At 47.3% G+C, this 26,517-nt stretch carries 28 protein-coding genes, 4 tRNA genes and 3 pseudogenes; 13 read left to right on the forward strand and 22 right to left on the reverse strand.

Annotated features, from left to right (window positions below; genetic code table 11):
• Nucleotides 1–71: 71 nt before the first annotated feature.
• From D791_RS04515 to D791_RS04540, 6 genes are all read left to right on the forward strand, one after another.
• Nucleotides 72–1,127 (forward strand): AraC family transcriptional regulator, encoded by a 1,056-nt coding sequence (locus tag D791_RS04515; RefSeq protein ID WP_036508372.1) that lies wholly within the window; start codon nt 72–74, stop codon nt 1,125–1,127.
• 48 nt (nt 1,128–1,175) lie between these two features.
• A complete protein-coding gene (locus D791_RS18800; protein ID WP_051514186.1) occupies nt 1,176–2,111 on the forward strand; it encodes a sensor domain-containing diguanylate cyclase in 936 nt (311 codons plus the stop codon).
• Nucleotides 2,112–2,219: 108 nt separating this feature from the next.
• Nucleotides 2,220–2,307, forward strand: a tRNA-Ser gene (locus D791_RS04525).
• A gap of 36 nt (nt 2,308–2,343) precedes the next feature.
• Nucleotides 2,344–2,419: transfer RNA gene (locus D791_RS04530), tRNA-Asn, on the forward strand.
• Between the two features lie 26 nt (nt 2,420–2,445).
• A tRNA-Lys gene (locus D791_RS04535) sits at nt 2,446–2,521 on the forward strand.
• 21 nt (nt 2,522–2,542) lie between these two features.
• Nucleotides 2,543–2,618: transfer RNA gene (locus tag D791_RS04540), tRNA-Lys, on the forward strand.
• A gap of 130 nt (nt 2,619–2,748) precedes the next feature.
• Here the strand turns inward: D791_RS04540 and greB are convergent.
• Nucleotides 2,749–3,234 (reverse strand): transcription elongation factor GreB, encoded by a 486-nt coding sequence (greB, locus tag D791_RS04545; protein ID WP_036508375.1) that lies wholly within the window; start codon nt 3,232–3,234, stop codon nt 2,749–2,751.
• A gap of 182 nt (nt 3,235–3,416) precedes the next feature.
• On the opposite strand from greB, the gene D791_RS04550 reads away from it, so the two are divergent.
• On the forward strand, nt 3,417–3,860 hold the full coding sequence (locus tag D791_RS04550; RefSeq protein ID WP_036508378.1) for a hypothetical protein: 444 nt from the start codon (nt 3,417–3,419) through the stop codon (nt 3,858–3,860).
• A 3-nt stretch (nt 3,861–3,863) separates the two neighbouring features.
• Here D791_RS04550 and D791_RS04555 read toward each other — a convergent pair whose 3' ends face one another.
• The 7 genes and pseudogenes from D791_RS04555 to dapC form a co-directional block, all read right to left on the reverse strand.
• Nucleotides 3,864–4,253: a hypothetical protein gene (locus D791_RS04555; RefSeq protein ID WP_036508381.1), complete on the reverse strand. Its 390-nt coding sequence runs from the start codon at nt 4,251–4,253 to the stop codon at nt 3,864–3,866.
• The gene (locus tag D791_RS04560) at nt 4,228–4,533 is read right to left on the reverse strand and encodes a hypothetical protein (protein ID WP_051514189.1); all 306 of its coding nucleotides are present in this window, start codon (nt 4,531–4,533) and stop codon (nt 4,228–4,230) included. The genes D791_RS04555 and D791_RS04560 overlap by 26 nt, the downstream gene beginning before the upstream one ends.
• Nucleotides 4,530–5,387 carry a putative RNA methyltransferase gene (locus D791_RS04565; RefSeq protein ID WP_036508384.1) on the reverse strand — a complete coding sequence of 286 codons (858 nt, stop codon included), beginning with the start codon at nt 5,385–5,387 and terminating at the stop codon, nt 4,530–4,532. Before D791_RS04565 ends, D791_RS04560 begins: the two co-directional genes overlap by 4 nt.
• A pseudogene (gene dapE, locus D791_RS04570) lies at nt 5,388–6,523 on the reverse strand (succinyl-diaminopimelate desuccinylase).
• A 16-nt stretch (nt 6,524–6,539) separates the two neighbouring features.
• The gene (gene dapD, locus D791_RS04575; RefSeq protein WP_036508387.1) at nt 6,540–7,571 is read right to left on the reverse strand and encodes a 2,3,4,5-tetrahydropyridine-2,6-dicarboxylate N-succinyltransferase; all 1,032 of its coding nucleotides are present in this window, start codon (nt 7,569–7,571) and stop codon (nt 6,540–6,542) included.
• Complete coding sequence (locus D791_RS04580; RefSeq protein WP_036508389.1) at nt 7,564–7,923, reverse strand: ArsC family reductase; 360 nt, start codon at nt 7,921–7,923, stop codon at nt 7,564–7,566. The genes dapD and D791_RS04580 overlap by 8 nt, the downstream gene beginning before the upstream one ends.
• A gap of 16 nt (nt 7,924–7,939) precedes the next feature.
• A pseudogene (gene dapC / locus D791_RS04585) lies at nt 7,940–9,134 on the reverse strand (succinyldiaminopimelate transaminase).
• A gap of 244 nt (nt 9,135–9,378) precedes the next feature.
• On the opposite strand from dapC, the gene D791_RS04590 reads away from it, so the two are divergent.
• Nucleotides 9,379–10,377, forward strand: coding sequence for a hypothetical protein (locus tag D791_RS04590; protein WP_036508391.1), 999 nt, complete (start codon nt 9,379–9,381; stop codon nt 10,375–10,377).
• Between the two features lie 36 nt (nt 10,378–10,413).
• Here the strand turns inward: D791_RS04590 and D791_RS20705 are convergent, their stop codons facing one another.
• The 6 genes from D791_RS20705 to D791_RS04615 form a co-directional block, all read right to left on the reverse strand.
• Nucleotides 10,414–10,761 (reverse strand): hypothetical protein, encoded by a 348-nt coding sequence (locus D791_RS20705; protein WP_237748517.1) that lies wholly within the window; start codon nt 10,759–10,761, stop codon nt 10,414–10,416.
• A gap of 29 nt (nt 10,762–10,790) precedes the next feature.
• Entirely contained in the window at nt 10,791–11,120 is a 330-nt protein-coding gene (locus D791_RS20710) for a hypothetical protein (protein ID WP_237748518.1), read from the reverse strand.
• Nucleotides 11,117–13,051 carry a PqiB family protein gene (locus D791_RS04600; protein ID WP_036508394.1) on the reverse strand — a complete coding sequence of 645 codons (1,935 nt, stop codon included), beginning with the start codon at nt 13,049–13,051 and terminating at the stop codon, nt 11,117–11,119. Before D791_RS04600 ends, D791_RS20710 begins: the two co-directional genes overlap by 4 nt.
• Nucleotides 13,048–13,677 (reverse strand): paraquat-inducible protein A, encoded by a 630-nt coding sequence (locus D791_RS04605; protein ID WP_036508397.1) that lies wholly within the window; start codon nt 13,675–13,677, stop codon nt 13,048–13,050. Before D791_RS04605 ends, D791_RS04600 begins: the two co-directional genes overlap by 4 nt.
• Nucleotides 13,670–14,296, reverse strand: coding sequence for a paraquat-inducible protein A (locus D791_RS04610; protein ID WP_036508399.1), 627 nt, complete (start codon nt 14,294–14,296; stop codon nt 13,670–13,672). The genes D791_RS04605 and D791_RS04610 overlap by 8 nt, the downstream gene beginning before the upstream one ends.
• A gap of 85 nt (nt 14,297–14,381) precedes the next feature.
• Entirely contained in the window at nt 14,382–14,642 is a 261-nt protein-coding gene (locus D791_RS04615; protein ID WP_036508402.1) for a hypothetical protein, read from the reverse strand.
• Nucleotides 14,643–14,974: 332 nt separating this feature from the next.
• On the opposite strand from D791_RS04615, the gene D791_RS04620 reads away from it, so the two are divergent.
• Nucleotides 14,975–16,093: a DUF3541 domain-containing protein gene (locus D791_RS04620; protein WP_051514192.1), complete on the forward strand. Its 1,119-nt coding sequence runs from the start codon at nt 14,975–14,977 to the stop codon at nt 16,091–16,093.
• A 28-nt stretch (nt 16,094–16,121) separates the two neighbouring features.
• Here the strand turns inward: D791_RS04620 and D791_RS04625 are convergent, their stop codons facing one another.
• The gene (locus tag D791_RS04625; protein ID WP_036508405.1) at nt 16,122–16,316 is read right to left on the reverse strand and encodes a hypothetical protein; all 195 of its coding nucleotides are present in this window, start codon (nt 16,314–16,316) and stop codon (nt 16,122–16,124) included.
• Between the two features lie 185 nt (nt 16,317–16,501).
• On the opposite strand from D791_RS04625, the gene D791_RS21355 reads away from it, so the two are divergent.
• Nucleotides 16,502–16,633: a hypothetical protein gene (locus D791_RS21355; protein ID WP_272944811.1), complete on the forward strand. Its 132-nt coding sequence runs from the start codon at nt 16,502–16,504 to the stop codon at nt 16,631–16,633.
• A 214-nt stretch (nt 16,634–16,847) separates the two neighbouring features.
• Here the strand turns inward: D791_RS21355 and D791_RS04630 are convergent.
• Both D791_RS04630 and D791_RS04635 read right to left on the reverse strand, forming a co-directional pair.
• Nucleotides 16,848–19,684: pseudogene (locus D791_RS04630) on the reverse strand (valine--tRNA ligase).
• A gap of 112 nt (nt 19,685–19,796) precedes the next feature.
• Nucleotides 19,797–20,165, reverse strand: coding sequence for a hypothetical protein (locus D791_RS04635; protein ID WP_036508407.1), 369 nt, complete (start codon nt 20,163–20,165; stop codon nt 19,797–19,799).
• A gap of 95 nt (nt 20,166–20,260) precedes the next feature.
• Between D791_RS04635 and D791_RS04640 the strand changes: the two genes are divergently transcribed.
• Nucleotides 20,261–20,722: a YccF domain-containing protein gene (locus D791_RS04640; protein ID WP_036508409.1), complete on the forward strand. Its 462-nt coding sequence runs from the start codon at nt 20,261–20,263 to the stop codon at nt 20,720–20,722.
• A gap of 101 nt (nt 20,723–20,823) precedes the next feature.
• Here D791_RS04640 and D791_RS04645 read toward each other — a convergent pair whose 3' ends face one another.
• From D791_RS04645 to D791_RS21685, 3 genes are read right to left on the reverse strand one after another with little or no spacing between them, the layout of a single operon-like run.
• Nucleotides 20,824–21,258, reverse strand: coding sequence for a DNA polymerase III subunit chi (locus D791_RS04645; protein WP_036508411.1), 435 nt, complete (start codon nt 21,256–21,258; stop codon nt 20,824–20,826).
• Nucleotides 21,258–22,451: a leucyl aminopeptidase gene (locus D791_RS04650; protein WP_337588600.1), complete on the reverse strand. Its 1,194-nt coding sequence runs from the start codon at nt 22,449–22,451 to the stop codon at nt 21,258–21,260. Before D791_RS04650 ends, D791_RS04645 begins: the two co-directional genes overlap by 1 nt.
• Before the next feature lie 35 nt (nt 22,452–22,486).
• Nucleotides 22,487–22,774, reverse strand: a complete 288-nt coding sequence (locus D791_RS21685; RefSeq protein ID WP_337588601.1) for a M17 family peptidase N-terminal domain-containing protein — start codon at nt 22,772–22,774, stop codon at nt 22,487–22,489.
• A 97-nt stretch (nt 22,775–22,871) separates the two neighbouring features.
• Between D791_RS21685 and lptF the strand changes: the two genes are divergently transcribed.
• Together lptF and lptG are read left to right on the forward strand one after the other, a co-directional pair.
• Complete coding sequence (gene lptF, locus D791_RS04655) at nt 22,872–23,981, forward strand: LPS export ABC transporter permease LptF (protein WP_036508414.1); 1,110 nt, start codon at nt 22,872–22,874, stop codon at nt 23,979–23,981.
• Nucleotides 23,978–25,042: an LPS export ABC transporter permease LptG gene (gene lptG, locus D791_RS04660; RefSeq protein ID WP_036508418.1), complete on the forward strand. Its 1,065-nt coding sequence runs from the start codon at nt 23,978–23,980 to the stop codon at nt 25,040–25,042. The genes lptF and lptG overlap by 4 nt, the downstream gene beginning before the upstream one ends.
• Nucleotides 25,043–25,080: 38 nt before the next feature.
• Here the strand turns inward: lptG and D791_RS04665 are convergent, their stop codons facing one another.
• Both D791_RS04665 and D791_RS04670 read right to left on the reverse strand, forming a co-directional pair.
• Nucleotides 25,081–25,533 carry an RDD family protein gene (locus D791_RS04665; RefSeq protein ID WP_051514195.1) on the reverse strand — a complete coding sequence of 151 codons (453 nt, stop codon included), beginning with the start codon at nt 25,531–25,533 and terminating at the stop codon, nt 25,081–25,083.
• Between the two features lie 67 nt (nt 25,534–25,600).
• Complete coding sequence (locus D791_RS04670; protein ID WP_036508420.1) at nt 25,601–26,398, reverse strand: tetratricopeptide repeat protein; 798 nt, start codon at nt 26,396–26,398, stop codon at nt 25,601–25,603.
• Between the last annotated feature and the right edge of the window lie 119 nt (nt 26,399–26,517).

Consider the following 26,517-nt stretch of genomic DNA (forward strand, 5'->3'; position numbering starts at 1 on the left):
TAACAAATACGTGCGAACAGGTTTGTGATGATGAGAGTCATCCGTTTATCAATAGAATAAGAGAGGCCAGTGTGGAAAAAACGATCACCGTTCCTGCAGGGTATGCAAATCATTTATTAAGTATGGCTGCAACGCAAGGGTTTGATATTGATGAACTACTTCGCCATGTTCAAATCAGTCGAACCGAATTGGAAACGGGAGCGGAGCTGCCCGCCCTAAAGTTTGGGTTGCTCTACCAACACATAATGTGGATTGCTCAAGATGAGTCATTCGGGATGCTGAGTGGAGGGCGTGTACCCAATGGCACTTTCCGCATGATGTGCCATTGCATTATTCATTGTAAAACTTTAGAACGAGCATTATGGCGTTGCAGCGACTTTTATGAAATTTGCAGAGGATCGCTGATTAAACCTGTATTGGTAAGAAAAGGTCGTTACGCTAAGATTTCATTTGCACCCACGGAAAATGTAACTGAAGACGACTTCCGTAGATTAATGGAGGATGAGGCTCCATTGCGAATTCGAACATCTTTATCCATGTGGCATCATTTCATCAGTTGGTTAATTGGCCGACGTTTAGAGCTTAAAGCCGCTTACTTTGGATTCTCGGATCCTAAAGAACAAGAGCAGTACAAAAAGCTGTTTCAATCAGAGGTTCGTTTTAATCAACATGAAAATGCCATTGTCTTTCCGGCAAAGTTTTTAGATTTACCAGTGGCACAAAATGAAGAAACCTTGCGAAGCTTTTTGAAAACGGCCCCCTATCAGCTAATTGTGATGGTTGATGATGATAAAAGTTTAAAAGCTCAAGTTGTGTCTATACTAGGTAAAGACTTTAGTCGGGAGTTGCCCACGGCGGAGGAGGTGGCTCATGCCTTACACATGTCCGTATCAACCCTACGCCGACGTTTGCTTGAAGAGGGAACATCCTATCAAAAAATCAAAGATGATGAGCGTAAAGTGGCAGCGATTAACTATATGAACTCACCTCAGCTTTCCATAAATGATATCGCTGGGCTTATGGGGTTCGATGAGCCTTCAGCGTTCTTTAGATCCTTTAAAAAATGGACTGGGATGACGCCGGGAGAGTATCGCAGAAGCGAAAACTATACGCAGCTCTACCAGTAGGGTAAGCAACTCTGCTGGTCAGCGATTTTAAGTGCAGGGAGGTTAAAAATGCTGGTTAACTTTTTCGATCGTATCGTAATACCTGCATTTTTCTTAGATGTTGATCATAAAGTGATTGGATGGAATCCGGCAATGGAAGCGCTTTCCGGATTGAGTCGTGAGCAAATGTTAGGGACAAAGACTCAGTGGAAGGCATTTTATTCTGAGGAACGTCCGGTTTTGGCTGACTTGGTGTTAGAGGTTGATCTGAACGAGCAGCTTGAGCTCTATTATTCTGGGCGTTATGAGCACTGTGACGTTGTCTCTGGTGCGATTAGTGCGACCGATTATTTCCCGAATATGCCTCAAGGGCCAAAATGGATGTCGTTTTCCGCGTCAGTGGTTTATGACCAGTATGGAAATCGGTGTGGAGCCGTTGAAACGGTTATCGATATCACGGAGCAAAAGCACTTTGCAGCCTTGTTAATTAAGCGTGAGCGGCATTTTCGTGAACTCAGTATTACCGATCAGTTAACAGGCGTGTATAACTCTAGATACCTCCATCGGCAACTCCAAGAAGAGTTGTCCCGCTCATCGCGCTCAGGTCAAGTGTTCAGTATCTGCATGTTGGATTTGGATAACTTTAAAAATGTGAATGACCAATACGGTCATTTAGCCGGTGATGATGTGCTGCAGTTTTTTGCCAACATCATTAAAGAAAATTTACGTAAGCAAGATCGTGCCTTTCGGTTTGGTGGTGAGGAGTTCTTGATTCTCTTGCCCGATACCACGACTCAGAGTGCGTTTGTGGTGGCTGAGCGTATCCGTGAATCACTTGTCTTGCGACAACATTTTCTTGATACAGGGGTGAAGCCTGTTACCGTGAGCATAGGCATCACAGAGTACAAAGAAGGCGATCAAGAGACGACATTAGTGGGTCGAGCCGATAACGCACTTTATTCTGCAAAAGCGGCAGGAAAAAACTGTACTATTATCAGTGCTTAAGATATTATACGCAGGTCTTGAGCGAAACCGCCCTCAACTGATTTTTAAAAAGTTTAAAAAACATGTTGACAAGTTCGTAAAAGACTGTAAAATCTGCGCCCATCCTTAGGAGGGATGGCTGAGTGGTCGAAAGCACCGGTCTTGAAAACCGACGAGTCGAGAGGCTCCCAGGGTTCGAATCCCTGTCCCTCCGCCAAAGGATGAAACGCAGAAAAGTTGTTGTAAGAGTTGTTCCCTGATAGCTCAGTCGGTAGAGCAGTAGACTGTTAATCTATTGGTCGCAGGTTCGAGTCCTGCTCGGGGAGCCAACAACACACCAGTTTGTACATGATATGGGTCGTTAGCTCAGTCGGTAGAGCAGTTGGCTTTTAACCAATTGGTCGCAGGTTCGAATCCTGCACGACCCACCATTAATCACAACTTTCCCGTAAGGGTCGTTAGCTCAGTCGGTAGAGCAGTTGGCTTTTAACCAATTGGTCGCAGGTTCGAATCCTGCACGACCCACCATTACTATTTTCTAGATTCAATACCAGTATTAAAACATTAATATATTATATTAATGTTAAATTATTTGTTTTATTGAAATCATTTCTATGATTCTTATTTTAAATGCCTGCTTTGAGTAGAGCCGATGTGTTTATATCGACTCGGATTTCTCATATTCGATTGAATTGATGTACCAGTATCCTTCACCTTTTGGTGTGACCACAATAGCTTCGTCCCCAATACCCTTTTTAAGGAGTGCTCGAGCCATAGGAGAGTCGATCGAGATATAGCGCGGATCCATAAAAATTTCATCATAGCCGACGATTCTAAAGCGTCGAACCTCTTCATCATCGTTTTCAACTTCGACCCAGGCACCAAAAAATACTTGGCCTTCTTGCTCAGGGCTGTAGTCTACGACTTTCAAATTCTCGATGCAGCGGGTTAGGTAACGAATGCGCCTATCGATTTCTCTCAAGCGTTTTTTATTGTATTGATAATCAGCGTTTTCACTTCTATCCCCTAAGCTGGCCGCCCAGGTGACCTTTCGAGTGACCTCAGGGCGCTCTTCATACCAGAGCTGGTTCAGTTCATCTTTTAGTTTTTGAAAGCCTGTGCGTGTAATTAAAGGGGTTTTCATCATGTGCATCGATTAAAGAGTGGTTGGGGCGATCTGATCAGACCGTAAGGCGACATTCTACTGGATTTTTGTTTGGGCGAATAATTTTTTATGGGGGATGGTATGGACGGAGAGGGTGATATTTTACTTAAGCTTTGACGTAATTGGCCGATACATTCTGTATGTCTTTGGAGATGCAATGAATGTCGATAGAAAAAATTCAGGCCAATATTGAAACCTATACGTCGATACTGCCGCAGGCGGTTAGAAGTCCGAATAGTGCATCGTTTGGTTTTCTGTTGAGTTTGATTGCGTCCAATCAAGAAAGAGTCTTCCAGCCTGTGCCAGCTGCTTCGCAAGGTGAGTTCGCGCTGGCATCTGAATCAAAAAAGTATCCCCACCCTGACACCCTGTTTACGCACGAAATTGTGGGACGACTCAATCATTCGATTAATCATCATGAACGAGGCGAGTATGCCTATTTGGTGAGTCATTTAGATGTGCGTTCGCGCATGCCTGAATCTGGCAGTGCTGTTAATAATGATCGTTTTGCACAGTTAGGATTGGCTTCGCTCGGTGGTCAGATGTTAGCGCAGATAGAAGACAGCCGAAAAAGCGACTTTCCCTCATTCAGCGCGGTGGCGTAAGCGTTAGTCGGTTTTCCATTCTATTTTTTCTTCGGTTCCATTTTCCAGTTTCCACCACTCGTCTGGGTTGTCGCCTTCTTGCCAACCTGATGCTATGCAGCGGACCTGAAGGTTTAAAGTCTTGGCGGCTTCACGAGCGCAGTCTAAGTCAACGGGCCAAGGTGTTTTGTCGGATTGGAACCAAACGCTAGACCAAGACTTCCCCAATGCCCGTTCATGAATCGCGACCTTAAAGGTGTGACCTTGATAGCTGGCACGCCAGGTGTGTAAAACCCCTTTGTTGCCTAGGCTGGTGAAGGTGTCAAAGCGTTGGCTAAGCCATTTAACAATATCAGCATGCTCGGCATTTTTGATGTAAATTTCAATGTCAGGATGGTGTGTTTGTGTTGTCATCGTCAGAATCCAGAAAGCGCAAAATTCTCAGTACACTCAGGCTAATGTAACCTATAGCGGCCAGTATCATACCGCCAATGAGTAGTATTAAGCCAGCTAAGGCAACAAGTTCTGCGGCTAAGTCATGCCAGATAAAGTACTGCGCATAGCCTATGATTAAAAGCCCTAGCATGAAAACACCAAAGCCAATTAAAAGCAGCATGAAGTTTTCTTTAGGGTTATCCGCACGCCGTTTTAACAGGTTTTTTAACGTTTGCCACGTAGGCTTAAGGTATTTCATCGTTTTTGATACAGGCTAATCCGAATATCCACCGTGACCTCGAGCGATGCAAGTTGCATGAGGGCATGTCGTCGTTCTGCTGTAAGTCTTTGCCCATGTGGGGTCATCATCAGCAAGTTTTCTAGGTTTGCGCTGCCCTGAATGTTGATAGGATAGGTGAGATTGATCGTTTCGATAGGTGTGAAATGATCAACGAGTTGGGCATCTGGGTTCAAGTCTGAGTCACGAACGTCTTTATAGATTAAGGCGCGTAACTCCCTTAAGTGATCGATTCCTGCCCAAACAACCATGAACAAGGCGCCTGGTTTTAATACTCTGGCGGTTGGTTCTGGCAAAAGGCGTGCAAAGATAAGTGTTGCTACATCAACTGACTCGGGCAGTAGAGGAATATCAGCGCCTGTTGCGACAAGCCATTGAATCGACGCGCTTCGGCGACAAGCACTGCGAATCGCTTCTTTGGAAATGTCGAGTCCAATGACGTTGGTGGGCAGACAAGCTGCTTTCAATTTAGACTCAATTAATTGCGTGTAATAGCCTTCACCGCAGCCTAAATCGAGTAGATTGAAGTGCATTGTTGGGCTGCTGGCCAGTTTTTCGCTAATCGTATCTGCAATCTTGACGGCAAGGGGTTCATAGAACCCTTGATCCAAAAATGCGCGTCTGGCCAATACCATCTCGGCGTTGTCGCCCGGTGCTTTTGAGCGCTTGCGTTGTGGCAGGAGCAGGTTCCAATAGCCCTGTCGTGCTTGATCAAAACGATGACCCTTTGAGCAGCCTAAACCGGCTGGACGCTCTTCAGAAAAGAACGCTAGGGGTTCTTGGCAAACGGGGCAGCGAAAAGGGATAGATTCCATTTACTTCAACAGCTTATTCAAGATGCGCTCATAAATGGATGACAGCGTGTCTAAATCGTCCGCTTTGACGCGCTCATCAATTTTATGAATGGTTGCGTTGACGGGGCCGAGTTCAACCACCTGTGCACCGGTTGGCGCGATAAAGCGCCCATCCGAAGTTCCACCTGCCGTTGATAGCTCTGTGGCAAGTCCTGTTTCTTCTTGAATGGCGGCGTAAGCCGCATCGACTAAATCACCTGCGGCTGTCAAAAATGGGTGTCCAGATAGGCTCCAATCAATATGCCAATCGAGTTCGTGCCGCGTTAAAATTTCACTGACTCGGTCTTGTAGCGATTGTGCGGTGGACTCCGTCGAAAATCGAAAATTAAAGCCACCGTTAGTGTGCCGGGTACAACGTTTGTGGCACCGGTACCTGCATGGATATTTGAAATCTGAAAACTGGTGGGTGGGAAAAAATCATTCCCTTCATCCCAAAGCGTTTGCGATAACTCAGCCAAGGCAGGCGCGGCGAGGTGTATGGGGTTTTTGACTAAGTGAGGGTAAGCCACGTGTCCTTGGATACCTTTGATGGTTAAGTCGCCACTGATCGATCCGCGTCGACCATTCTTAATGACATCGCCAACACGGTTACTGCTGGAGGGCTCACCCACTATGCACCAAGTGATTTTTTCGTTTCTGGCTTCCAGGGTGTCGATGACACGCGTCGTACCGTTAATAAACGGGCCTTCTTCGTCGCTGGTAATTAGCAGCGCGATTGAGCCTTTTGGATCGGGATTTTCTGCGATAAAGCGCTCTAGGGCCGTTATAAATGCCGCAATGCTGCCTTTCATGTCGGCGGCGCCACGCCCCCATAAATATCCATCTTTAAGGGTGGGTTCAAAAGGAGGGTAAGTCCACTGATCCTCCGGGCCGCTGGGGACAACGTCTGTGTGTCCCGCAAAACAAAAGACTGGGCCTTCACTGCCACGTCGTGCCCAAAGGTTGGTGACGTCTTCAAAGGGCATTGACTCAATGGTGAAACCTAAAGCCGTCAGGCGTTCAATCAGCAGGGCTTGACAGCCTGCATCTTCAGGCGTGACGGATGGGCGACGAATTAAGTCTTGAGCCAATTCAAGTGTGGCAGAGATAGCGGGCATTTAAACGTCCTACAAATTAGTTGTGCTTGTGTAATTCAGCGTTAAGTTCGATTGCAGAGCGATTGGTTTTCACTTCAATCTGGCCATTTTGCGAGTTACGACGGAATAAAAGATCCGGCTTTCCTGCCAGTTCAGCGGCTTTGACAATCGCAACGGCTTGGTTTTGATCATCAAGAACAGTGACTTTTGATCCGCCCGTTACATACAGGCCTGCTTCGACTGTGCAACGATCCCCAAGCGGAAGGCCTAGGCCTGCGTTGGCACCAATCAAGCAGTTTTCGCCGACAGAAATCACAACATTGTTTCCACCCGATAAGGTGCCCATAGTAGAGCAGCCACCGCCTAAATCAGAACCATTGCCAACGACAACACCTGCTGAGATCCGACCTTCAACCATGCTGACGCCCAGGGTTCCTGCATTGAAGTTGATAAATCCTTCGTGCATGACTGTCGTGCCTTCGCCAACATAAGCGCCTAAGCGGATGCGTGAAGCATCGCCAATACGGACACCTGCAGGGACGGCATAGTTAGTCATTTTAGGGAACTTGTCGACGGAGATAACATCCAGAACCCGTCCTTGTGCACGGGCAGAAAGCTGGCGTTTCGCTAACTCGTCCAGAGCGATGGCGCCTTCAGACGTCCAAGCAACGTTTGGTAAGAGTCCGAACATACCCGTCAAGTTGACGCCATGCGGTTTCACTAGACGGTTAGAAAGCAGGCTAAGCTTTAAGTACACTTCGGGCGTGCTTTGTGGCTCAGCGTCTGTTTCCAGAATGCAAAGCACAAGCGGCTGCTGGGTTCCTTCAAGGATCTCAGTGAGTTCAGCTTGTTGCTCGTTTTCAACTGACAAAAAAGCCGCTTCTAAGTGTTTGAGCTGAGATTCAGCCAGCTCAAGTGTTTGATTGCCACCTGTATAATTGACAGCCTTAGCAACCGCTTGAATCAGCGCATCGTCTGCGTTCAGCAGAGGGGCGTAGTAATAGACTTCAAGCCATTGACCCGTCGCAGACTTGGTTCCAATTCCTAATCCAAAAGCAAAATTACTCATCGCAGACTCCATTAGTTAATTCGGTATAGGTTGTTTCTGAAAACCCTACATGGCAAATACCATGACCCTCTAATAGAGGGCGTTTGATCAATGTCGGGGATTCAAGCAGCAAGGCTTCTATGTCTTGAGGGCTTGCTGCATCGCGTTTGTCGCTCGGCAATTGCCGCCAGGTTGTTCCGCGTTTATTGACCAATGTGTCAACGCCAATCTGCTCAATCCAGCGCTGAATGTGCTCGCTTGACAGGCCATCTTTTCTAAAGTCGTGGAATTGATACGCAATGTTCTGAGCATCAAGCCATTTACGTGCTTTGCGTACCGTATCGCAATTGCTAATACCATAGAGAGTTAACATGTACGTGTCCTTTTGATCACAGAGACTCAATGTAGCGACGAATACGTGTTGCCGCCTCTACGCATTCATCTACTTCAGCCACCAATGCCATGCGCACATAGCCGCTTCCGGGATTGATACCATCCACTTCGCGGGATAAGTAGCTTCCGGGCAATAAGGTTAAGTTCTGATCTGCCAAGATACCTTTACTGAACAGGGTGTCATCCGTCGGTGTTTTCGCCCAAAGATAAAAGCTGGCCTCGGGGCGTGTGAGCGTTATTACGGGCGCTAGAATGTCGATCACTGCATCAAATTTTTGACGGTATTGATTACGATTGTCCAAAACGTGTTGTTCATCTTTCCACGCAGCAATTGAAGCGATTTGGTGTTGCACGGGCATTGAACAGCATGGTAGGTTCTGTATTGCAAGAACGGCATAATCAGTTTTGAATCGCCGGCAATAAACCCTGAGCGCATTCCGGGTAGATTAGAGCGCTTGGATAAACTGTGAAAAACAACACACTTGTTATAATCATGGCGTCCAAGTTGAGCGCAGGCTTCCAACAACCCGGCTGGAGGTTGGCTTTCATCTAAATAAATCTCAGAATAGCACTCATCCGATGCCAAAATGAAATCATACTGGTCTGCCAGTGCCACCAGTTTTTTGAGTGTTTCAATCGAATGCACCGCACCTGTTGGGTTGCCAGGTGAGCAAATGAACAGAATTTGGCAACGTTCCCATACGTCAGCCGGGACGGCATCATAATCAGGTATAAAGTCTGTTTCTGCTGTGCAATTTAAATACCAAGGCTCAGCACCTGCAAGATAGGCCGCGCCTTCGTATATTTGGTAAAAAGGGTTGGGCGAAACCACCAAGGCATTGGGTTTGCGATCAATGGCGGCTTGAGCAAAGGCAAAAATGGCTTCACGTGTTCCATTAACGGGAAGTACGTGCTGCTCTGGATCAAGACTGCCAGCCAACAGGCTAAAGCGTCGTTCAGCCAGGATGCGATCGCTTGGCGCAGTGCCAGCACCCCCTTGGTCGTCGGATAGGTGGATAATCCAGACAGGTTTTGAATGATGGCCTCAGCAACGAAGCCAGGTGCTGGATGTTTAGGTTCACCAATTCCGAGCGAAATATGGGCAAGCTCGGGGTTTGGGAGGACATCCGCCGTCAGGCTAGCCAACTTCTCAAAAGGGTAGGGGTGAAGTTTGTTCAGATCGTGATTCATAGTAAATCCTGTATTTTCTGTACAAAAGCAAGGGGATTATCTGCCTGACAAGGGGCATTAGTATACCCCAAGGCTACGCATGAACCAATTCTGACGTGTTTTTCTACGGATGAATTTCGAGTAAGGTTAAGCCTATCTGGTCTCGGCTTGGCCCGTTTTGCGTTGCACGGAATTTTTTTGCATTACAGACGGTTGTGCTACGACGGTTTTTAACTTTGGCTACAGAATGTAGAGGTAAACAGGTATGAGTGTTCTGGTAAAGTGGCCTGAAAAGCAAATGTGCGTGTCTGATACGGATTTGAGTGAAGCAGTTAAGGCGGTTGAAGCGGCTTTTGCCAAAACACTTGAAAGCTTGAGAGTGGATATTGGCCTGAGCGAAATGGTTGAAAAACTCTATGTGCCCATGTGTGCATGGATTGTGCATTGGAAGGAGCAAAAAAAAGGGCCTCTCGTATTGGGTATCAATGGTGCCCAAGGGGCGGGTAAGTCGACACTGTTTAACTTATTGGAAGTCACCTTGACCGAAGCCTTTGGTTTGCGGGTGGTGGGCTTTTCATTAGATGACTTATACAAAGTGCGATCCGAGCGTGAGTATTTGTCGCAAAGTGTGCATCCCTTGCTCAAGACGCGCGGTGTTCCCGGAACCCATGATGTCGCCTTGGGAATTGAAATCATTGAGTCACTTGTTCAGGCCGAGCCGACCACCGTCACGAAGATTCCGGTATTTGACAAGTCCATAGATGATCGCTGTTCTTCAGCTGTTTGGCAGGAATGGACAGGCTCTGCCGATATTATTGTGTTTGAGGGATGGTGCGTGGGTGCTATTGCCCAAGACGATGACGCACTAAAAACGCCTGTGAACCGTTTAGAGGAGGAAGAGGATGCCGAGGGCATTTGGCGTGCATATGTTAATCATCATCTTAAAACCGACTATGCACAGCTCTTTGCGAAAATTGATCTGATGTTAATGCTGCAGGTCCCAAGTATGCAGTCCGTATTTGAGTGGCGTTCATTGCAAGAAAAAAAGCTGGCGGAGCGTATGCGCTATATTCACGACACGCAGCAGCCGACGGATCATCTCAGAATTATGGATGAGGAAGAAATTGTGCGTTTTATTCAACACTATGAGCGTTTGACGCGCTTTATGCTGTCGGAGATGCCAGCCAGGGCTGATTTAACATTAAGGCTTAATTCGAATCATAAAATTGATGATATTCGAATTAATAAATGGATACGCCAATAACGGCGCATCCTATTCGAGCATAACCAAAAGGCGATGTTAGATTGGAAAGAGTGCCGTTGTGGCTAAACTGAAAAAGGCTTTGTTGATGGTTCGGTTGGTTTTGTCCGAAATAATGCGAGCCATCATGTCTTGATGGGCAATCATCTTTCCGAACAGTCGCTCGAAACTCAGATTAAAAATGCCGTCGTCGCTGATACCATTGGTCAACAAGAAGGGCTCACCAGACGGGAGTTTTAAATGGCTTAAGCGCCAAATGATAATTTCAAGATTGCGTGCGCTGTTGTAAAGTTTTTGCTGATCCAGTGAGTCGAATAAATAAAACTCGTCCTGATAATTGTAAGACGCGTGAAACATACCGCTGATCCCAATCATTAAAGCAAACACGCGGTCGCCTGTGAAATTCGGATCAAAAACTAACGGAAAGCTATCGACGCCGTATCGATAGAAAAGCTCTGGATGGTTGATAACCCTAGGAGAGTTAAAGAGTAAGGCGAGCCGGTCATCAATGGATGTTCCGCTGGCGCCTTGGCTAATTCGCGTGGATTGCGCTGGTAAAGCTTAATGGTGAGCTCACGCGACAAACGATTAATTTCATCAATGTGTGCGTCGGCCACTAAATCTATGTCAGATTTCGCAAGATTTTTAATGTAAAAGGGGCGATCCCCTGCCGGGGTGCTGCAGCCTGTTAAGGTTATGATGCACATAAGGGTTAGGCTGTGGAAAAGACATTTTATCTGAATCATTGGCGGCTCGCGGGTTGTAGCGGAAAGTGAAGCCCTTCAGTTGCAGGGGCATCTTCATAGGGAATCTCAATTTCAATGCCGCCTGATAGTAGCGCTTCAATGCTGGGCGCATCGATATCAACTCCCTTGAAGAGACTGGCGCTGGCGCGAATACCGCCAATATTCCTGAACTGCGTTGATTGGGTAATCAAATGTTGATAGCGGGGTGAAATATTGACATAGATTTCGACTCTATGCCCCTCTCGGCTGAGTTGAAAGCCGATGACTTTACCGACGCTGATGCCGCGATAAAAAAGCTTACTGTTTTGATTGAGTGACCCAAGAGAAGGGGCTGTTAAAACCAAGTTGAGGCCCGGTTGCGGCTGGAATACCGGCGCTTCCGTCAGGGCGACAAAGTGCGTTTGTGAGTTTTCCCCTAAACCCGGTGCAACGCTAACGTGATTGCCAAACACCAGCCCCGTGGGGTTTTGAATACCCGAAAGACCAATTTGAGGTGTTTCAATCCAGAAGCGTGTCCCTTGTCGCGCTAAAAAGAAACCCTGTTCGAATAGAAGCGCGCGCGCAAAAAGACTGCCATCGGATCCAGACAGTTCGACAGAGACTATTTCGCCAACGGGTTGATTTCGGAATCGAATCTGGCTTCCAGCCAGTAAGCTGGGACCCGGAGGGAACTCCAAGGTGATCGCCAATGTATTACTAAGACTCTCTGCCTCTGAATTAAACAGGGTGAATATTTGGCCTGCCTGAGCCGATGGACCGTCCGTCGTATCAAATGCAATTCCGCCAGATATCAGTGGTTTAAGCCCATCGGTTTCAAACGAAAATCCAGACTGTAAGTTAAAGCTGGAACGAATACCGCTGACATTCCAAAAACGTGAGTCGCGTTTGACGAGTGAGCTGTAGCGCTGACGTAAACTTGCATAAATCGTGACAGAGTGATCAGAGGTGTTCAGTTGATAGCCTGTTACTTGTCCAACTTTAATCCCTTTGAATAAAATCGGTGAGCCGCTTTGGATAGAGCCAAGGCTGTCTGCACGTAATCTGAATGAAATACCCTCAAAGCCAGCCGGTTGATAGGCCAGATCATCCCGCGAGCTTTCGAGGTCGGGGTAGAGCGGAAATCTATCTCCATTCACGGCCGCTTTAGGTGTACCAAAGGCGGGTGAGTCAAAATGAATCCCACCGGTTAAGATCGACATTAAAGAGCCCACTCGCACCGAAAAATCAGGGAGGTTGCTGTCAATTTCGATGCCACTGGCATTCCAAAAACGAGAGCGCTCTGTGACCCAAGCGGTGAATTCGGGTTGGATGTAGACATCGATCAACACCTCTTCACCTGAGGGGGAGAGACTGTATTCGATCACACGACCTGCTTCTATGTTTCTGAAATACACAGGGGACCCTGTTTGAATCGAACGGGCACTGTCGGTATAGAGTGTGATATAGAGTCCTTGCTCATCGCGCTCCGGAGGCGGTGGCGAAGTGAGGGCTGTAAAACTCCGTTTTGACTCACCTTCAGCGGGCTGTATGCCAATGTAATAACCCGATATGAGTGTTTCGAGACCGCTGACGCCGGATAGGGACACTTGAGGTTTTACAAGCCAGAATAAAGTGTTGTCGGTGAGCATATCCTCGGTGTTGATATTCATTTCTATAAGGGCTGTGATGCTTTGCAAGTCTTCGTTGAGTGTCAGTTGACGAATTTCACCTGCTGGCAGTCCTTTGTACATGACGCGGGTTTTCCCCGCTTCCAAACCTTCGGCTGAGTCAAATACAACAGAAATCATGATGCCCGACTCAGTATAGCTTTTATACACCAGCCAGCCAGCAATTATGGCGGCCAATAGAGGAAGGAGCCATACCACAGAAGGGCCCCGATGTTGTCGAATAACAGCCCGATTTGGGGGCGTGGTTGTATCTGAATCTGTCATTCTGAGTCAGTTCCCGAATGTTTATCCCATATTAAGCGGGTATCGAACGCATTGGCGGCAAGCATTGTGAAGATGACAACACCTGCGAATGCGGTTGCACCCAGTTGGCCACTGATTTGGGCTAAATTGCCCATTTGAACCAACGCCACCAAAACCGCAACCACAAAAATATCGAGCATCGACCAGCGGCCTATCCAGTGTACCATTCTAAACATCATCATTTTCTGCTGCATGTTGGTCGTCAAGCCAAATTGAAGGGTGACGAGCATAATCAACAAGCCAATAATCTTGCCGACAGGGATTAAAATGCTGGCAGCAAGCACGACAAAGGCAATGCCATACATCCCTAAATTGATGAGTTCGATCACACCTCCCAGTATAGTGGCAGGCTCGCCACGGCCAAGACTGGTAATCATCATAATGGGCAGCATGTTGGCAGGGACAAGTAAAAAGGTGCTGGTTAATAACAGTGCCCAGGTTAAGGGCATGGCGTTGGGTTTGCGTAGATGCAATGCCGAGCCGCAGCGTTGGCAGTGCGTGTGTTGTTCAGATTGTTTCCAGAGTGCGTGGCAGTCATGGCAGCTGAGCAAGCCTTGAGATGCTGCAGATTGTCCGGTGTTAATCATGATCAGCCTCTGCAATTTTATGCCAGAACAGGTCGGTGTCGAGCATTGATGAACTCATTGTGGTCACTAAGATTAACGCGCCCAAGCAAAAAATTCCGATGCCTGGAACAAGGGTCGCCATCGATACTAGCTTGATGACTGACACCAGTACACCGACTAAATAGACCTCGAGCATCCCCCATTCATCAAGGTGTTGATAGCTGCGAAGCGCAAAGCGCCTTGCGGGCAATCGAATTGAAAATTGCAATGAAAAGCTGACCCAGAACAGCAGCAACAGTTTGCAAGCAGGCACAAGAATCGTAAACATGAAGACAAGAACTGCCAAGGGCCACAAGCCATCATAGTAAAAGCCCATGGCGCTTGAAAAAATTGTTTGGGATTGAGTGCGCCCCATGAGTTCGAATGTGAGGAGCGGGAAAAGATTGGCTGGAAAGATTAAGATCATGCCAGCAATGGATAAGGCCAGTGTGCGTTCAATGCTATTGTGACGAGCGGAAATAAGCGTCGACCCACAGCGAGGGCACTTGGCTTTTTGGCTGTCCAGTATAACAGGCCGCTCCAAGAGTAGATCGCATTCATTGCAGGCGATCAAATGCTCAGTGTCCGTGATTTTGTCCATTTACATTCAACATGTCAGCCTTAACTCATCAAAATCAAGCGCGGTATGGTTAGTGTTGGCGTTGCCAAAGAGGGAGCGCTTACATTTAAGAAACCTTTTCTCGCCATTGCAACTCGCCAATTTGCACGTTTAGCCAATCAAAGCCAATGCGTTTGGCGACAGCGGATGCACCGTCTAAGCTTTTGAACTCTCGCTCCGAGTTAGCCCTTTGAAGATTGAGCGTAATCACTTCTTTGTCTTTGGTAATAAATTTGAGAGTCCATCCTCGTGACATAGAGACAGGAATAGCCTGACACGACTCAAAGACGCCTGCCTTAAAAAGCAATCGTATTTCCTTTTCTTGCATGATTAAAAGCCTATCTCGAATGCTCTAAACTAATTTATGACTATTTTAAAGAACTTATTGATAGCTTGCAAATTAAAATAGATTTTTGTGTCTATTTAAGTATTTGATTTTAAATGTTATTTGTGGTCTTTGTAAAATGTATTTAGAGATTTTTATGTGGGTAAGGTAATGAATAACAAGATGTTTTTGCGCTACGTGTTTGATTAAAAATAGATTTTGAGTGATCTTAATTCTTTTTTGACTATTCAATTTCTATTTAAAAAATATTGTTTTAAATATTTGATGGTCTGATTTAATATGACAAACAACAGTTTGTTGTATTAGGAGAATGTATGCGCCGTTTAAGTCCGTGGTCGTGTGTGTCGTTTCGATTGTTCGGCGTGGTTATGCTTATCCTGTTGCTTGCGACAGGGTGCACGGGAGCATCCACCTCGCAGTCGCTCACCCGGTTGGAGGTGGCCGAGCTCATTCGAGATCGATATGAGTCTGAAATGCACAGCTTGCCTCTCTCTAAACAACGTCACTATGCGCAACGCTTGTATCGCATCACAGGGGATCCAGAGTATTTGTTTTACAATCGTTTATACGCTGGAAACCTAGTGAAAAGTGTGCGTCAAGATATCGATGAGTTGCTGGCTGATGAGTACTATGTTCAAAGCCGCAACCAAACGATGCTTGAATCCATGCCGCGAAGAACTGAACGGCAAATTCAGCGGGCACAGCTATTGTCAGAGTTTGAAGGCATGGCGTTTGCGCGCAGTTTGCTGTTTAGAATGATTCAGCTTGAGTACTACGGACTTCTCGACTGGGCGCTGGGTGACGAATCTGAGCGTGTGTATCAAGTGCTGACAGAGGCCGATTTTTTAGGGCTTGTGACCCATCCAAATGCGATTCAACATTATGCGGCGCAAGCGGCCAATATTGCTTGGTTTTTGCACCAATTAGGTATTGCTGACTATCGCGATGAATTTTTGTCAGCTTTCGAGCATATATACCCATCCGAGCGTGATGCTGTGCTGAGCCTGAATCAGTATCGAAATAAAATTTATGGGTTAACCCATGTCGTTATTGCTGACAGCCGTTACTATCAACAGCCAGCCGATGAGGCGGCGTTGGGCTGGATTGCAGACTATTTTATCGCCAATAGGGAACAACTCTTACGCGATACGACAGAGGATATACTGGCGGAGGTTGGCATCAGTTTGATGCTGCTAGGCAATCCCGAGCCAGAGGCTGTTACACAGATTCAACAGGCCTTGATACAGAGTTTTGATGTCGAACACCGGATGATCCCCTCGCCAGAAGGTGTATTCCATCTGGAACGAGGGGAACATCGTAATGTGTTGGCCATTATGCTGCTAGCCTGGCCCGATGTGTTGGTATCAGGGCCTAGGTTCTTGCCTGAGCAGATTTCCTTACCCGAGCAGTGGATATTAATTGAAGAAGAGTAGCGCACCTCCTCGTGGGTTGTGAGTTGAGTTATTTTTTCGTGGCTAACCTTGTTTGAATCATCTCCTCAATCAGGGTTAGTTTCTGTTTCATCGTATTCACCTGAGCGTCGGTATCATCTATTTCAGGTGAGAATTTAATCATGTCGAGCACTTCCACCATAAAGCTCTCTTCATTCATTTTCAAAAGCTGTTCGGGTGTCCAGCGTTGATTAAGTTTGCTCATATGTCCTCCCAAAAACGTATTCATTCATGTTCAGTATAGACCAGCTTGAATCGTAATGAGGTAAAGGAAAGCGTCTTTGAACGGATTAAGCAGAATAGTCTCGTTCGTTGAGTTAGATCAATATATGACCAGTTCAATCCAAGTAACCTATTCTCATACGCTAAAGAGTCTGAGAGAGGTGGGTTATGTTTGGTATCGATGTTCACAGTTTAGAAGTTCTGGTTCCAAGTTTGATCGGTGTGGTGGGCATTACTGCTGCTATGATTTGGGCGGGTGTAAAAATGCGTCAACTAATGAATGAAGATCAAAAGAAGTAAACGCGTTTACTGTGCCAGAATTCGTTTTTTGTATGGGTCGTTTGATCGTCAATTAAAAAGACTGTTGAGAGTTGGGCGAGAGACGCTACATATCCCTGCTGGTGTTAGACGAGCAGGGAGTTTTTTTGCTTCGGCGTTCGTTCACCAGTCAAGGCACTGCTCCTTTTAAAGAGATCAGCGCCTTGAGGCTCCTAACCTTTACATTGCTTCCAGTTTACATCGCTTCAATTGATGCTTTTTGCTCTGATAAGCGAGAGCAAGCCGCTTGCATATCTGCTAATTTGTCTTTTTCTTTAGCAACGACCTCAGCAGGGGCCTTGCTGACAAAGCCTTCATTGGACAATTTGCCAGCCAAACGCTCAATTTCTTTATTGAGTTTGTCAACTTCCTTATTCAAGCGGGCAAGCTCAGCATCTTTATCAATCAAGCCTGCCATGGGCACCAGGATTTCCATTGCGCCCACCAGTCCAGTTGCGGACATAGGTGCATCAGCATCGGTAGCCAGGCGCTCAATGCTGTCGAGTTTTGCCAGTTTAATTAACAAAGATTCGGTTGCTTTGAGGCGTCGTTCATCTTCAGCGTCGGTGTTGCGCAGAAGCACTGAAATGGCCTTTCCTGGGCCAATATTCATTTCACCACGGATATTGCGTATAGCGAGCATGACGCCCTTTAACCACTCTATATCGCTACTCGCTTGGCTGTCTATTTTATGAGGCTCAGCGATAGGATAAGGCTGAAGCATCAGAGTATCGCCTGTTTTGCCTGCTAAAGGACCGACTTTTTGCCAGATCTCTTCAGTGATATAGGGCATCATGGGGTGCGCTAAACGCAGTATTGCTTCAAGAACGCGAACAAGCGTGCGACGTGTGCCTCGAAGGCGTTCAGCGAGGCGTGCTCATCCCAAAGTACGGGTTTTGACAGTTCAAGATACCAATCGCAGTATTCATTCCAGACGAACTCATACAGGGCGTTTGAGAGTAAATCAAAACGATACTCTTCAAAATGCTTGGCGATTTGCGCTTCTGTTTCTTGCAGTCTTGAGATGATCCAACGGTCAGCCAGCGAGAGTTCAACGGGCTCATCCTGAATTCCGCAGTCTTGGTTTTCCGTGTTCATGAGCACATAGCGTGTTGCATTCCAGAGCTTATTGCAAAAGTTCCGGTAGCCTTCCATGCGGTTCATGTCGAACTTGATATCACGACCGGTGGACGCCAAGGATAAGAAGGTAAAGCGTAACGCATCTGTGCCATAGGGCGCAATGCCTTCTGGGAAGTGCTTGCGCGTTTGCGCTTCAATTTTCTTAGCCAATTGAGGTTGCATCATGTTGCCGGTGCGTTTTTCAACGAGTGTTTCCAGCTCAATACCATCAATGAGGTCTAAGGGGTCAAGGACGTTGCCTTTGGATTTTGACATCTTTTGACCTTCTTGATCACGTACCAAACCGTGCACGTAGACCTTTTTGAAGGGAACTTGATCAGTGAACTTGAGGGTGAACATGATCATTCTGGCAACCCAGAAGAAAATGATATCAAAGCCTGTCACCAACACGCTGCTGGGGTGGAAGGTTTCCAGCTCAGGTGTCTTTTCTGGCCATCCCAGGGTTCCAAAGGTCCAAAGAGCAGAGGAGAACCAGGTGTCCAGAACATCATTGTCTTGTGTTAAGGGGAGGTCGTGACCCAGCTGATACTTTTCACGCGCTTCGGCTTCTGTGCGGGCAACGTAGACATTGCCGGAGTCATCATACCAAGCGGGGATACGATGTCCCCACCAGAGTTGGCGAGAAATACACCAGTCTTGCAAATCACGCATCCATGAAAAATACATGTTTTCGTATTGCTTCGGCACAAACTGGATATCGCCTTGTTCTACCGCCTCAATAGCCGGTTTGGCCAAGTCGGCAACAGCAACGAACCACTGGTCTGTGAGCAGAGGTTCGATCACAACGCCTGAGCGATCACCGTAGGGCACTTTTAAGGCGTGATCATCAATTTTTTCAAGGAGACCGAGTTGGTCAAACGCTTCAACGATCCGTTTACGGGCCTCAAAACGATCAAGCAGGTGGTAGCTTTCGGGCAGTCTGTCGTCCAGATCGCCGTTTACACTGCCGTCACTGTTGTAAACCTCGGCGCGGGTTAAGATTGCACCGTTAGGGTCCAAAATGTTGATCATCGGCAGTTGATGACGCTTGCCGACTTCGTAGTCGTTGAAGTCATGGGCTGGGGTGATTTTGACACAGCCCGAACCAAATTCGGCATCGACATAGTCATCGGCAATAATTGGAATGCGGCGTCCGACAAGCGGAAGCTCCACAAACTGACCTTGAAGAGATGAATAGCGTGTGTCCGTGGGGTTTACCGCAACGGCTGTGTCGCCCAGCATGGTCTCGGGTCGAGTGGTGGCAACGACAATATAGTCTTTACCCTCAGCGGTCTTCATGCCATCGGCCAGTGGGTAACGGAAATGCCATAAATGCCCTGATTGATCCTTATTTTCAACTTCCAGATCAGAGATGGCGGTATGTAGTTTGCAGTCCCAGTTAACAAGACGTTTACCACGGTAAATCAGTTTGTCATCGTACAAGCGAATAAAGACTTCTTGTACGGCTTTGTAAAAGCCCTCATCCATGGTGAAACGCTCACGGGTCCAGTCGATGGAGGCTCCCATGCGTCGCAATTGGCGGGTAATCGTGCCGCCGGACTCTTCTTTCCATTCCCAGATCTTGTCGATAAAGGCTTCTCGGCCTAAGTCGTGGCGGGTTTTGCCTTCTTCTGCAGCCAGTTTACGCTCAACCAGCATTTGTGTTGCGATACCTGCATGGTCGGTACCGGCTTGCCACAGCGTGTTTTTCCCCAGCATACGCTGATGACGAATCAAGCAGTCCATGATGGTATCTTGGAAGGCATGACCCATATGCAAACTGCCGGTGACATTGGGAGGCGGAATCATGATGCTGTAAGCTTCGCCCTGACCAGATGGGGCGAAGTAACTGCTTTTTTCCCATTTTTCGTACCAGGTGCGTTCAATATCTTGTGGCTGATAGGTCTTATCCATGCTGCTCTCGGTCATTTAATAATCGGGCCGGGGGGCGATCGTTATAATACGATGTTCCGGAAAACTCGATATTATAACGACTCATCAAGATAGGGTGTAGCGTTGTAATGGATTAGTACTGTATTCGATGCGTTTGGGACTGACCCTGACGAACAGAGAAAGGATGACGGCGTTGTGTTTTTGTGTCGCGCTGCGTACCTGTAAAGGTGTATAGCCCATCCGGTAGCTCTAAAATAAGCCAAGGTCCTGTGGCAAGACCCTCGATAAGGGTATCCCCTGTGGAATTGGTAATCGTAAAGTCAATATCGGCAATATAAGCTCGACTTTGATCAAAAAACTCAAAACGCGTATTTTTTTGTGGTGCTTCTTGGCGTGACTCCAAACCTATACCACCTGTCCAGTATTCGCTAGCGTTTACGTTGAGTGTAAAGGTGAGCAGTAGTCCAATACATCCAAGATTTTTTAAGGTAAGAGGTGCCATCGAAGTGCTCCGGTTCAGTTTGATAAATTAAATAGATTCGACTGTCTAAAAGGCATAGCATACGCCCAACATGTTAAGGAATCATAGAGTGAAATATGAGAGTTATCGGTAATTTTCTTTGGTTTGTATTGGGCGGCGTATTCATGGGGCTGCTATGGTGGATTGTGGGTGTACTTGCCTTTATCACTCTGGTGGGTATTCCATGGGGGCGGTCATGTTTTGTGATGGGGCAGTTCTCATTTTTTCCGTTTGGTAAAGAGGCAATCAGTCGAGAAGAGTTGTATCAGCAGTCTGATATAGGCACAGGGGCGCTGGGTGGGCTTGGCAATATTATTTGGTTCATTTTTGCGGGTATTTGGTTAGCGATTGGGCATGTGTTTGCGGCTGTGTTGTGCTTTATGACGATTATCGGTATTCCGTTTTCGATTCAGCACTTAAAACTTGCGGGCATCGCTTTAGCGCCAATTGGTAAAACCGTTGTGACGCGCGAAGTGGCAGAGGCTGTGCGAATGCAAAATGCGAACGCAAGCCTCGTGCATTTACGTAACAAGCGCTAACAACAGTGACTAACCTTACCCAGTAATCTGGGGTGGTTAGCTATTTTTGATGTGCGAAAGGATACGCGAATTTTATGTTGATTATCGAGCGCTTAGGTGGATTAGCCTTGGCGCGCTCTCATATCCACACGATTCAGTTCATAGCCAAGATCACGGCAACGCACATAGTTTTGGCGCGACGCATCCAGCAATGCTTGATCTTGAACAACGATTTCGGCTATGCGATCGAACTCAAAGGCCAACTCAATCAATTGATCGGCGGCATTAATAAACAGTGATCGATGATCGGGCGCTTGCTCCCCCCAGCCAATACTAATCGGCGCACTGGGCGTTTGCCCAATGCGGTGATGCGGTAAAAAGCTGTCTTCGCGGTAGCCCCACATAAAACGATCTAAATACTCAGCTTGAGCTGGGTCGCGGGTATAAATAAAGACCCTCAACCCCTGATCAAGTGCCTTTTCGCACACCCGGCAGATGAACGTAAAACGACTCTGTTCATCTGCTTGGGGCAGAATATAAAAATCTGCTCTCGCCATTAGTGGTGGTCATGCTCAGGCATGTCGATGCTTTCAGCCAGATCGATCAAGTACTGGCACAATAATGGAACGCAGCGGCCCGTTGCGCCTTTCTCTTTACCATTACTGTTCCAGGCAACGCCCGCTATGTCCAAGTGTGCCCAAGGGTAAGCCTTTGTGAAACGTGATAAGAAACACGCAGCTGTGATAGTGCCCGCTGAGCGTCCACCAATGTTGGCCATATCGGCAAAGTTTGAGTCCAACAACTCTTGGTACTCATCCCATAAAGGCAGAGGCCATGCGCGGTCTGATGCGTAGTCACCTGCTTTGAGGAGGTTTTCAGCGAGGGAGTCATTGTTTGATAACAACCCAGACGCATGGTGCCCCAGTGCAATAATGCAAGCACCTGTGAGGGTTGCAACATCGATCACACTTGCAGGCTTGAAGCGCTCTGCATAGGTGAGGGCATCACACAGCACCAAGCGACCTTCAGCATCGGTATTTAAAATCTCAACAGTTTGGCCAGAAAGTGTTGTCACAACATCACCGGGTTTGGTGGCTTTGCTACCTGGCATGTTCTCAGCGGCGGCAACGATGGCAATAATGTTCAGCGGGAGTTGCATTTCGGCGGCGGCTTCAATAGTGCCCAGTACGCTTGCAGCACCGCACATATCAAATTTCATTTCATCCATGCCAGCGCCAGGCTTTAAGCTGATGCCACCTGTATCAAAGGTGATGCCTTTGCCAACCAATACGTGAGGTGCGTCGTTTTTATCGCCACCGAGGTATTTTATGACGATCAATTTAGACGGCTCGGCACTGCCACGGCCTACGGATAGCAGGCTGTGCATGCCGAGTTTGTCCATGTCGTCTTCTTCAAGAATCTTGACTTTGAGGGTGTCGAACTCGCTTTCAAGGGCTTTGGCTTTATTGGCAAGATAAGTCGGTGTACAAATGTTGCCCGGAAGGTTGCCCAGTTCTCTGGCAGCATTGATACCATTTGAAATAGCGACGCCATCCAAAAGGGCGCTTTCGCCAAGCTCAGTTAAGCTGTCTTCAAGGTAAATCGATAGCTGTTCTATGCGAGTCGGCTCAGCTTTTTTACTCTTTGTGGTGTCGTACTGATAAAAATCAGTGGAAATCCACTCAACAAGTAAGCGTGTTTGGCGGTAAACATCTTGGTGTTCACTGGCTAAACCGTCCAGAGCCAGCACAACGTGCTTGCAGGCAAGTTTAGTGAGTAGGGTATCTAGCCTTTGATGAGCTTGCGAAAGTGTCGATCTTTACGCTCATCCGATTTGCCTAAGCCAACAACCAGCACGCGAGGGCTGGCAATACCTGGCAGGTTAAACAGCATTTGCTGTTCGCCTGATTTTCCAGTCAGATCGCCCATCTTGATCAGTTGGCTTAAGTGCCCGTTTGAGGCTTGGTCAACAGCAGTGGCTGTGGGTGTTAGTTTGCCATCGGCTTCGAGGCCGATGACTAAACAGTCAGCGTTTAAACTAACAGGGCTGTCATTCACGATTTCAAAAAACATGTGGGCTCCAAGCAAGACATTCAAATGCGATTAAGAGATAATACCACTATAAACCATTTGTATCCTTTATCTCTATGCTCTCGACTAGGATTATGTCTTGATCTTATTTCGTTATTTATTCCGTGAAGTTGGAATCAGTACCTTTGCTGTGACATCGGTGTTGATGCTAATCATTATCAGCGCACGACTGGCGAAATACCTCGCAGATGCAGCGGCAGGTAAGCTCGAGGCTGTGGCGGTGTTTTTAATTTTACTCTACCGCATGCCAGGTTTTCTTGAGCTTTTACTCCCGTTGGGACTGTTTTTGGGGGTGCTATTGGGGTACGGTCGTCTTTACCTCGACAGTGAAATGGTAGTCATGAAGGCGGCTGGATTCAGTACACGTCGCTTGGTCACCTATACTCTTGGGCCTGCGCTGTTCATCAGTGCCTTGGTGGCCAGTTTGTCCCTATGGTTAACCCCTTACGGCTTATCTCAAGCCAATCAGGTGTTTCTTCAGCAAGAGTCGCGCAGTGAATTGGACATGCTCACCCCCGGGCGCTTTTTGTCGCAAGGACAAGGGCAAGTGACCTATGCCGAGCGCTTTGAAGATGACCGACTCAAGCAAGTGTTTGTGGCACAGCAAACGAAAGACGGGGCTCCCGTGCTGTTATTTGCCGAGTCTGCTGAACGTCGACTGCTGACAGAGCAGAATCAGCGCTTTTTAGTCTTGCATAATGGCTATCGTTACGATGGACGCCCAGGCGATTTGGCGTTTACTGAAATTGCCTATCGTGAATATGGGATTTTGTTGCCTGAACCTGATTTTAGCCATGAAATGAGTGATACGGATGCAACCCCGACCTTGCAGTTGATGCAAGAGTCAGACCCGAAATCAATTGCTGCGTTGCATTGGCGCTTGTCATTGCCTGTGCTGGCCTTGGTGGTTGCGTTAATTGCGGTTCCCTTAAGTCATGCACATCCAAGGCAGGGGCGCTTTGCGCGGCTTATTCCAGCCATTTTGGGCTATTTACTGTATGTGGGATTGCTTACAACTGCACGCTCCGCAATCGAAAAAGGCGGTCATCCAGCGAGTATTTGGGCTGTTCATTTTGGCTTTATGTGTTTGGCCTTTAATTTGATTGCACTCTCTGAGTTTTGGGGTCGAGTGGGGCGCTATTGTGTCAGCCTTGTCTTGAGTGTTGTGCGTAAGAAGGAGGTCGCATGAATCTGATGGATCGATACATCATGGGGCATGTCCTGCGCTCAATAGTCTTGGTGCTCTTGGTGATTATTGGACTTGACTGTCTCATGGCCTTTTTGGATCAGTTGAGCAATCTTAATGACTTCTACACCTTGTCTGGGGCTATGTCCTATGTAGCTTGGACCTTTCCACGGCGCGTTTATGAATTTATACCGATGAGCAGTCTGGTGGGGGCTATGCTCGGTTTGGGTATGCTGGCATCACACAGCGAACTGACTGTCATGAGGGCGGCTGGTTTTTCAACGGCTCGAATTCTCTTGGCCGTGTTTAAGCCCGTCGCACTTTTGGCGTTGGGCGGTATTTTGCTGGGACAGTATATCGCTCCAATCACAGAACAACGTGCTCAAAGTGTGAGAGCTGTTGCAATGGCGGGCGGCGGCATGGTGTTTTCACGTGCGGGTCTTTGGCATAAAGAAGGCAGTTTGTTTATTCATATCAACGCTGTTGAGTCGGGCGCCAAGCTGCATGGCGTTACGCGCTATTTATTTGATGATAATAAGCAACTGCGAGAAAGCAGTTTCGCGCAAAGTGCTGAATATCAACCAGAGGGGTATTGGCTTCTTCGTTCAGTTGAACATTCGTTTTTATCCGATCAGGACGTCCGATCTGAATCTCGATTGCAAGAGCGATGGGACAGTGGTTTGACGCCGGAGCTCTTGTCTGTGGTGGTTGTGGAACCTCAGGATTTGTCGATTACGGGATTGTATGAGTATTCACAGTATTTAGAAGCCCAAGGTGTGAATGCAGACACCTATCAATTGGCCTTTTGGGCAAAGTTGTTACAGCCTTTATCAATCGGGGCCTTAGTTTTAATTGGTGTCTCGTTTATTTTTGGGCCTTTACGAAGTGTGTCGGTGGGACAACGAATTATTACAGGTGTTGTGCTGGGGCTGGTGTTTAAGTTTGGACAGGATTTGCTGGGGCCTGCCAGCAGTGTTTTCGGCTTTCCTCCCTTGCTTGCAACGCTTTTGCCGATTCTGATCAGCGTTGCTGTGGGGTCACTGTTGCTAAAAAGAGCAGGTTAAAGCCTGCTTTTTTTAGCATGAAAAAGACGTCTCGGGTATCAATTCTTAGGCAGTTGTACGACACAGCTTTCAGACAGTTTGTCGTGCCAAGTCAATTTTTCGTCGTTGAAAAGCATCCAAAGATAGCCTAAACCAAAGCAGAGCATGGATAGAGCGGCTAAGAAGAAACGCAATAAAGACTGAGTCCAAGTGAGCTTATAGCCACCCAGTGACTGGACTCGAATTCTCCAGGCTTGCATACCGAGTGTTTGTCCGTTGCGCGTCCAAAAAAAACCAAAGAACAAAAATGTAATGATGAATAGTGCACTTTTGAGGGCGGGGCCTTCAACGGCTTCGCCATCGTTAAGGCCAACAGCCACAAAGCCTGTGATCATCCAGATGGCGACAATAATCATGAAATCGTAGAGCATCGCCAAAAGACGTTTGGCGAGGCTTGCAGGGCGCATGTCTGATTGCGGTCCGCGAAATGGGCGTTGGGAGTTGAGTAGCATAGAGTCTATTCCAAACTTCAACCGACATGCCTAACTCATTTTAAGAGAAGGCATGTCGGTTGATAGGTTAGTTGATGTATCGAGCTTTGTAGGTTTCTGCCAACTGCTTTGCCGTTTCAACTTCGGTATCGTTTAGTTTCATGAGCAAGCGTTGCGCAATCGGTTGAGCGGTTTTATCACCCAAGTCAGCTGCGTTTTTTAACCAAGCAAACGCGATAATGTCACTGCTGTAAGCGTCATCTGTGCCATGATCGGTGGCATAGAGTGTACCTAAAAAGAAAAGAGATTGAGTGTAACCACGCTCAGCGGCTTGTCTGTACCAGTGCTCAGCGGTTTCATAGTTTTGCTCAGTTCCTGTACCAAAATTGTAGCAGCGGCCTAGATTGTGCCAAGCAGCAACTAAGCCTTGATCGGCCGCTAAACTGTAATGGCGATAGGCTTCTTCTGTATTGCGTTCAACACCCTTGCCAAACTCGTACATTTCACCCAAGGTGTTTTGTGCCTCGGCATTGCCAGCCTCAGCCAGAGGGCTTAAGCGTTTAAACTCCACCGCATAGGCTTTGTTTTTCAGTGCACGTAAACGGGTTACGCTGTCTAGGTGGCCTTGGTTGGCACCGATGCTGTAGAGTCGTTCCGCTTCAATCGCGTCTTCGGTGACTCCCCAGCCATTCTCGAAGATTTGCCCTAACAAATTTGCGGCCTCTAAGTTGCCGTCCCTTGTCATGGGTTGCAGGATGTTTAGCGCAGCAGAGTAGTTTTGCGACGCAATGGCTTCTTGGGCGGATTTAATGTCGTTAGCAGAAACGGGGCTGAACTGAAGTGTAAACAGGAGGCCTGCTGCTGCCATGAGAGTAGATCTTTTCATTAAACGCATACCTCTCGATAGGATCGAGTCAAATTTAGTTTACCTGCATTTATTTTGTGTACAGGTCGAATTGAGCAGCCAATATATAAGTAAGCCAAGCCTAATAGGCTTGGCAAAAT

This window comes from Nitrincola nitratireducens (assembly GCF_000585235.1).
Lineage (GTDB): Bacteria > Pseudomonadota > Gammaproteobacteria > Pseudomonadales > Balneatricaceae > Nitrincola > Nitrincola alkalisediminis.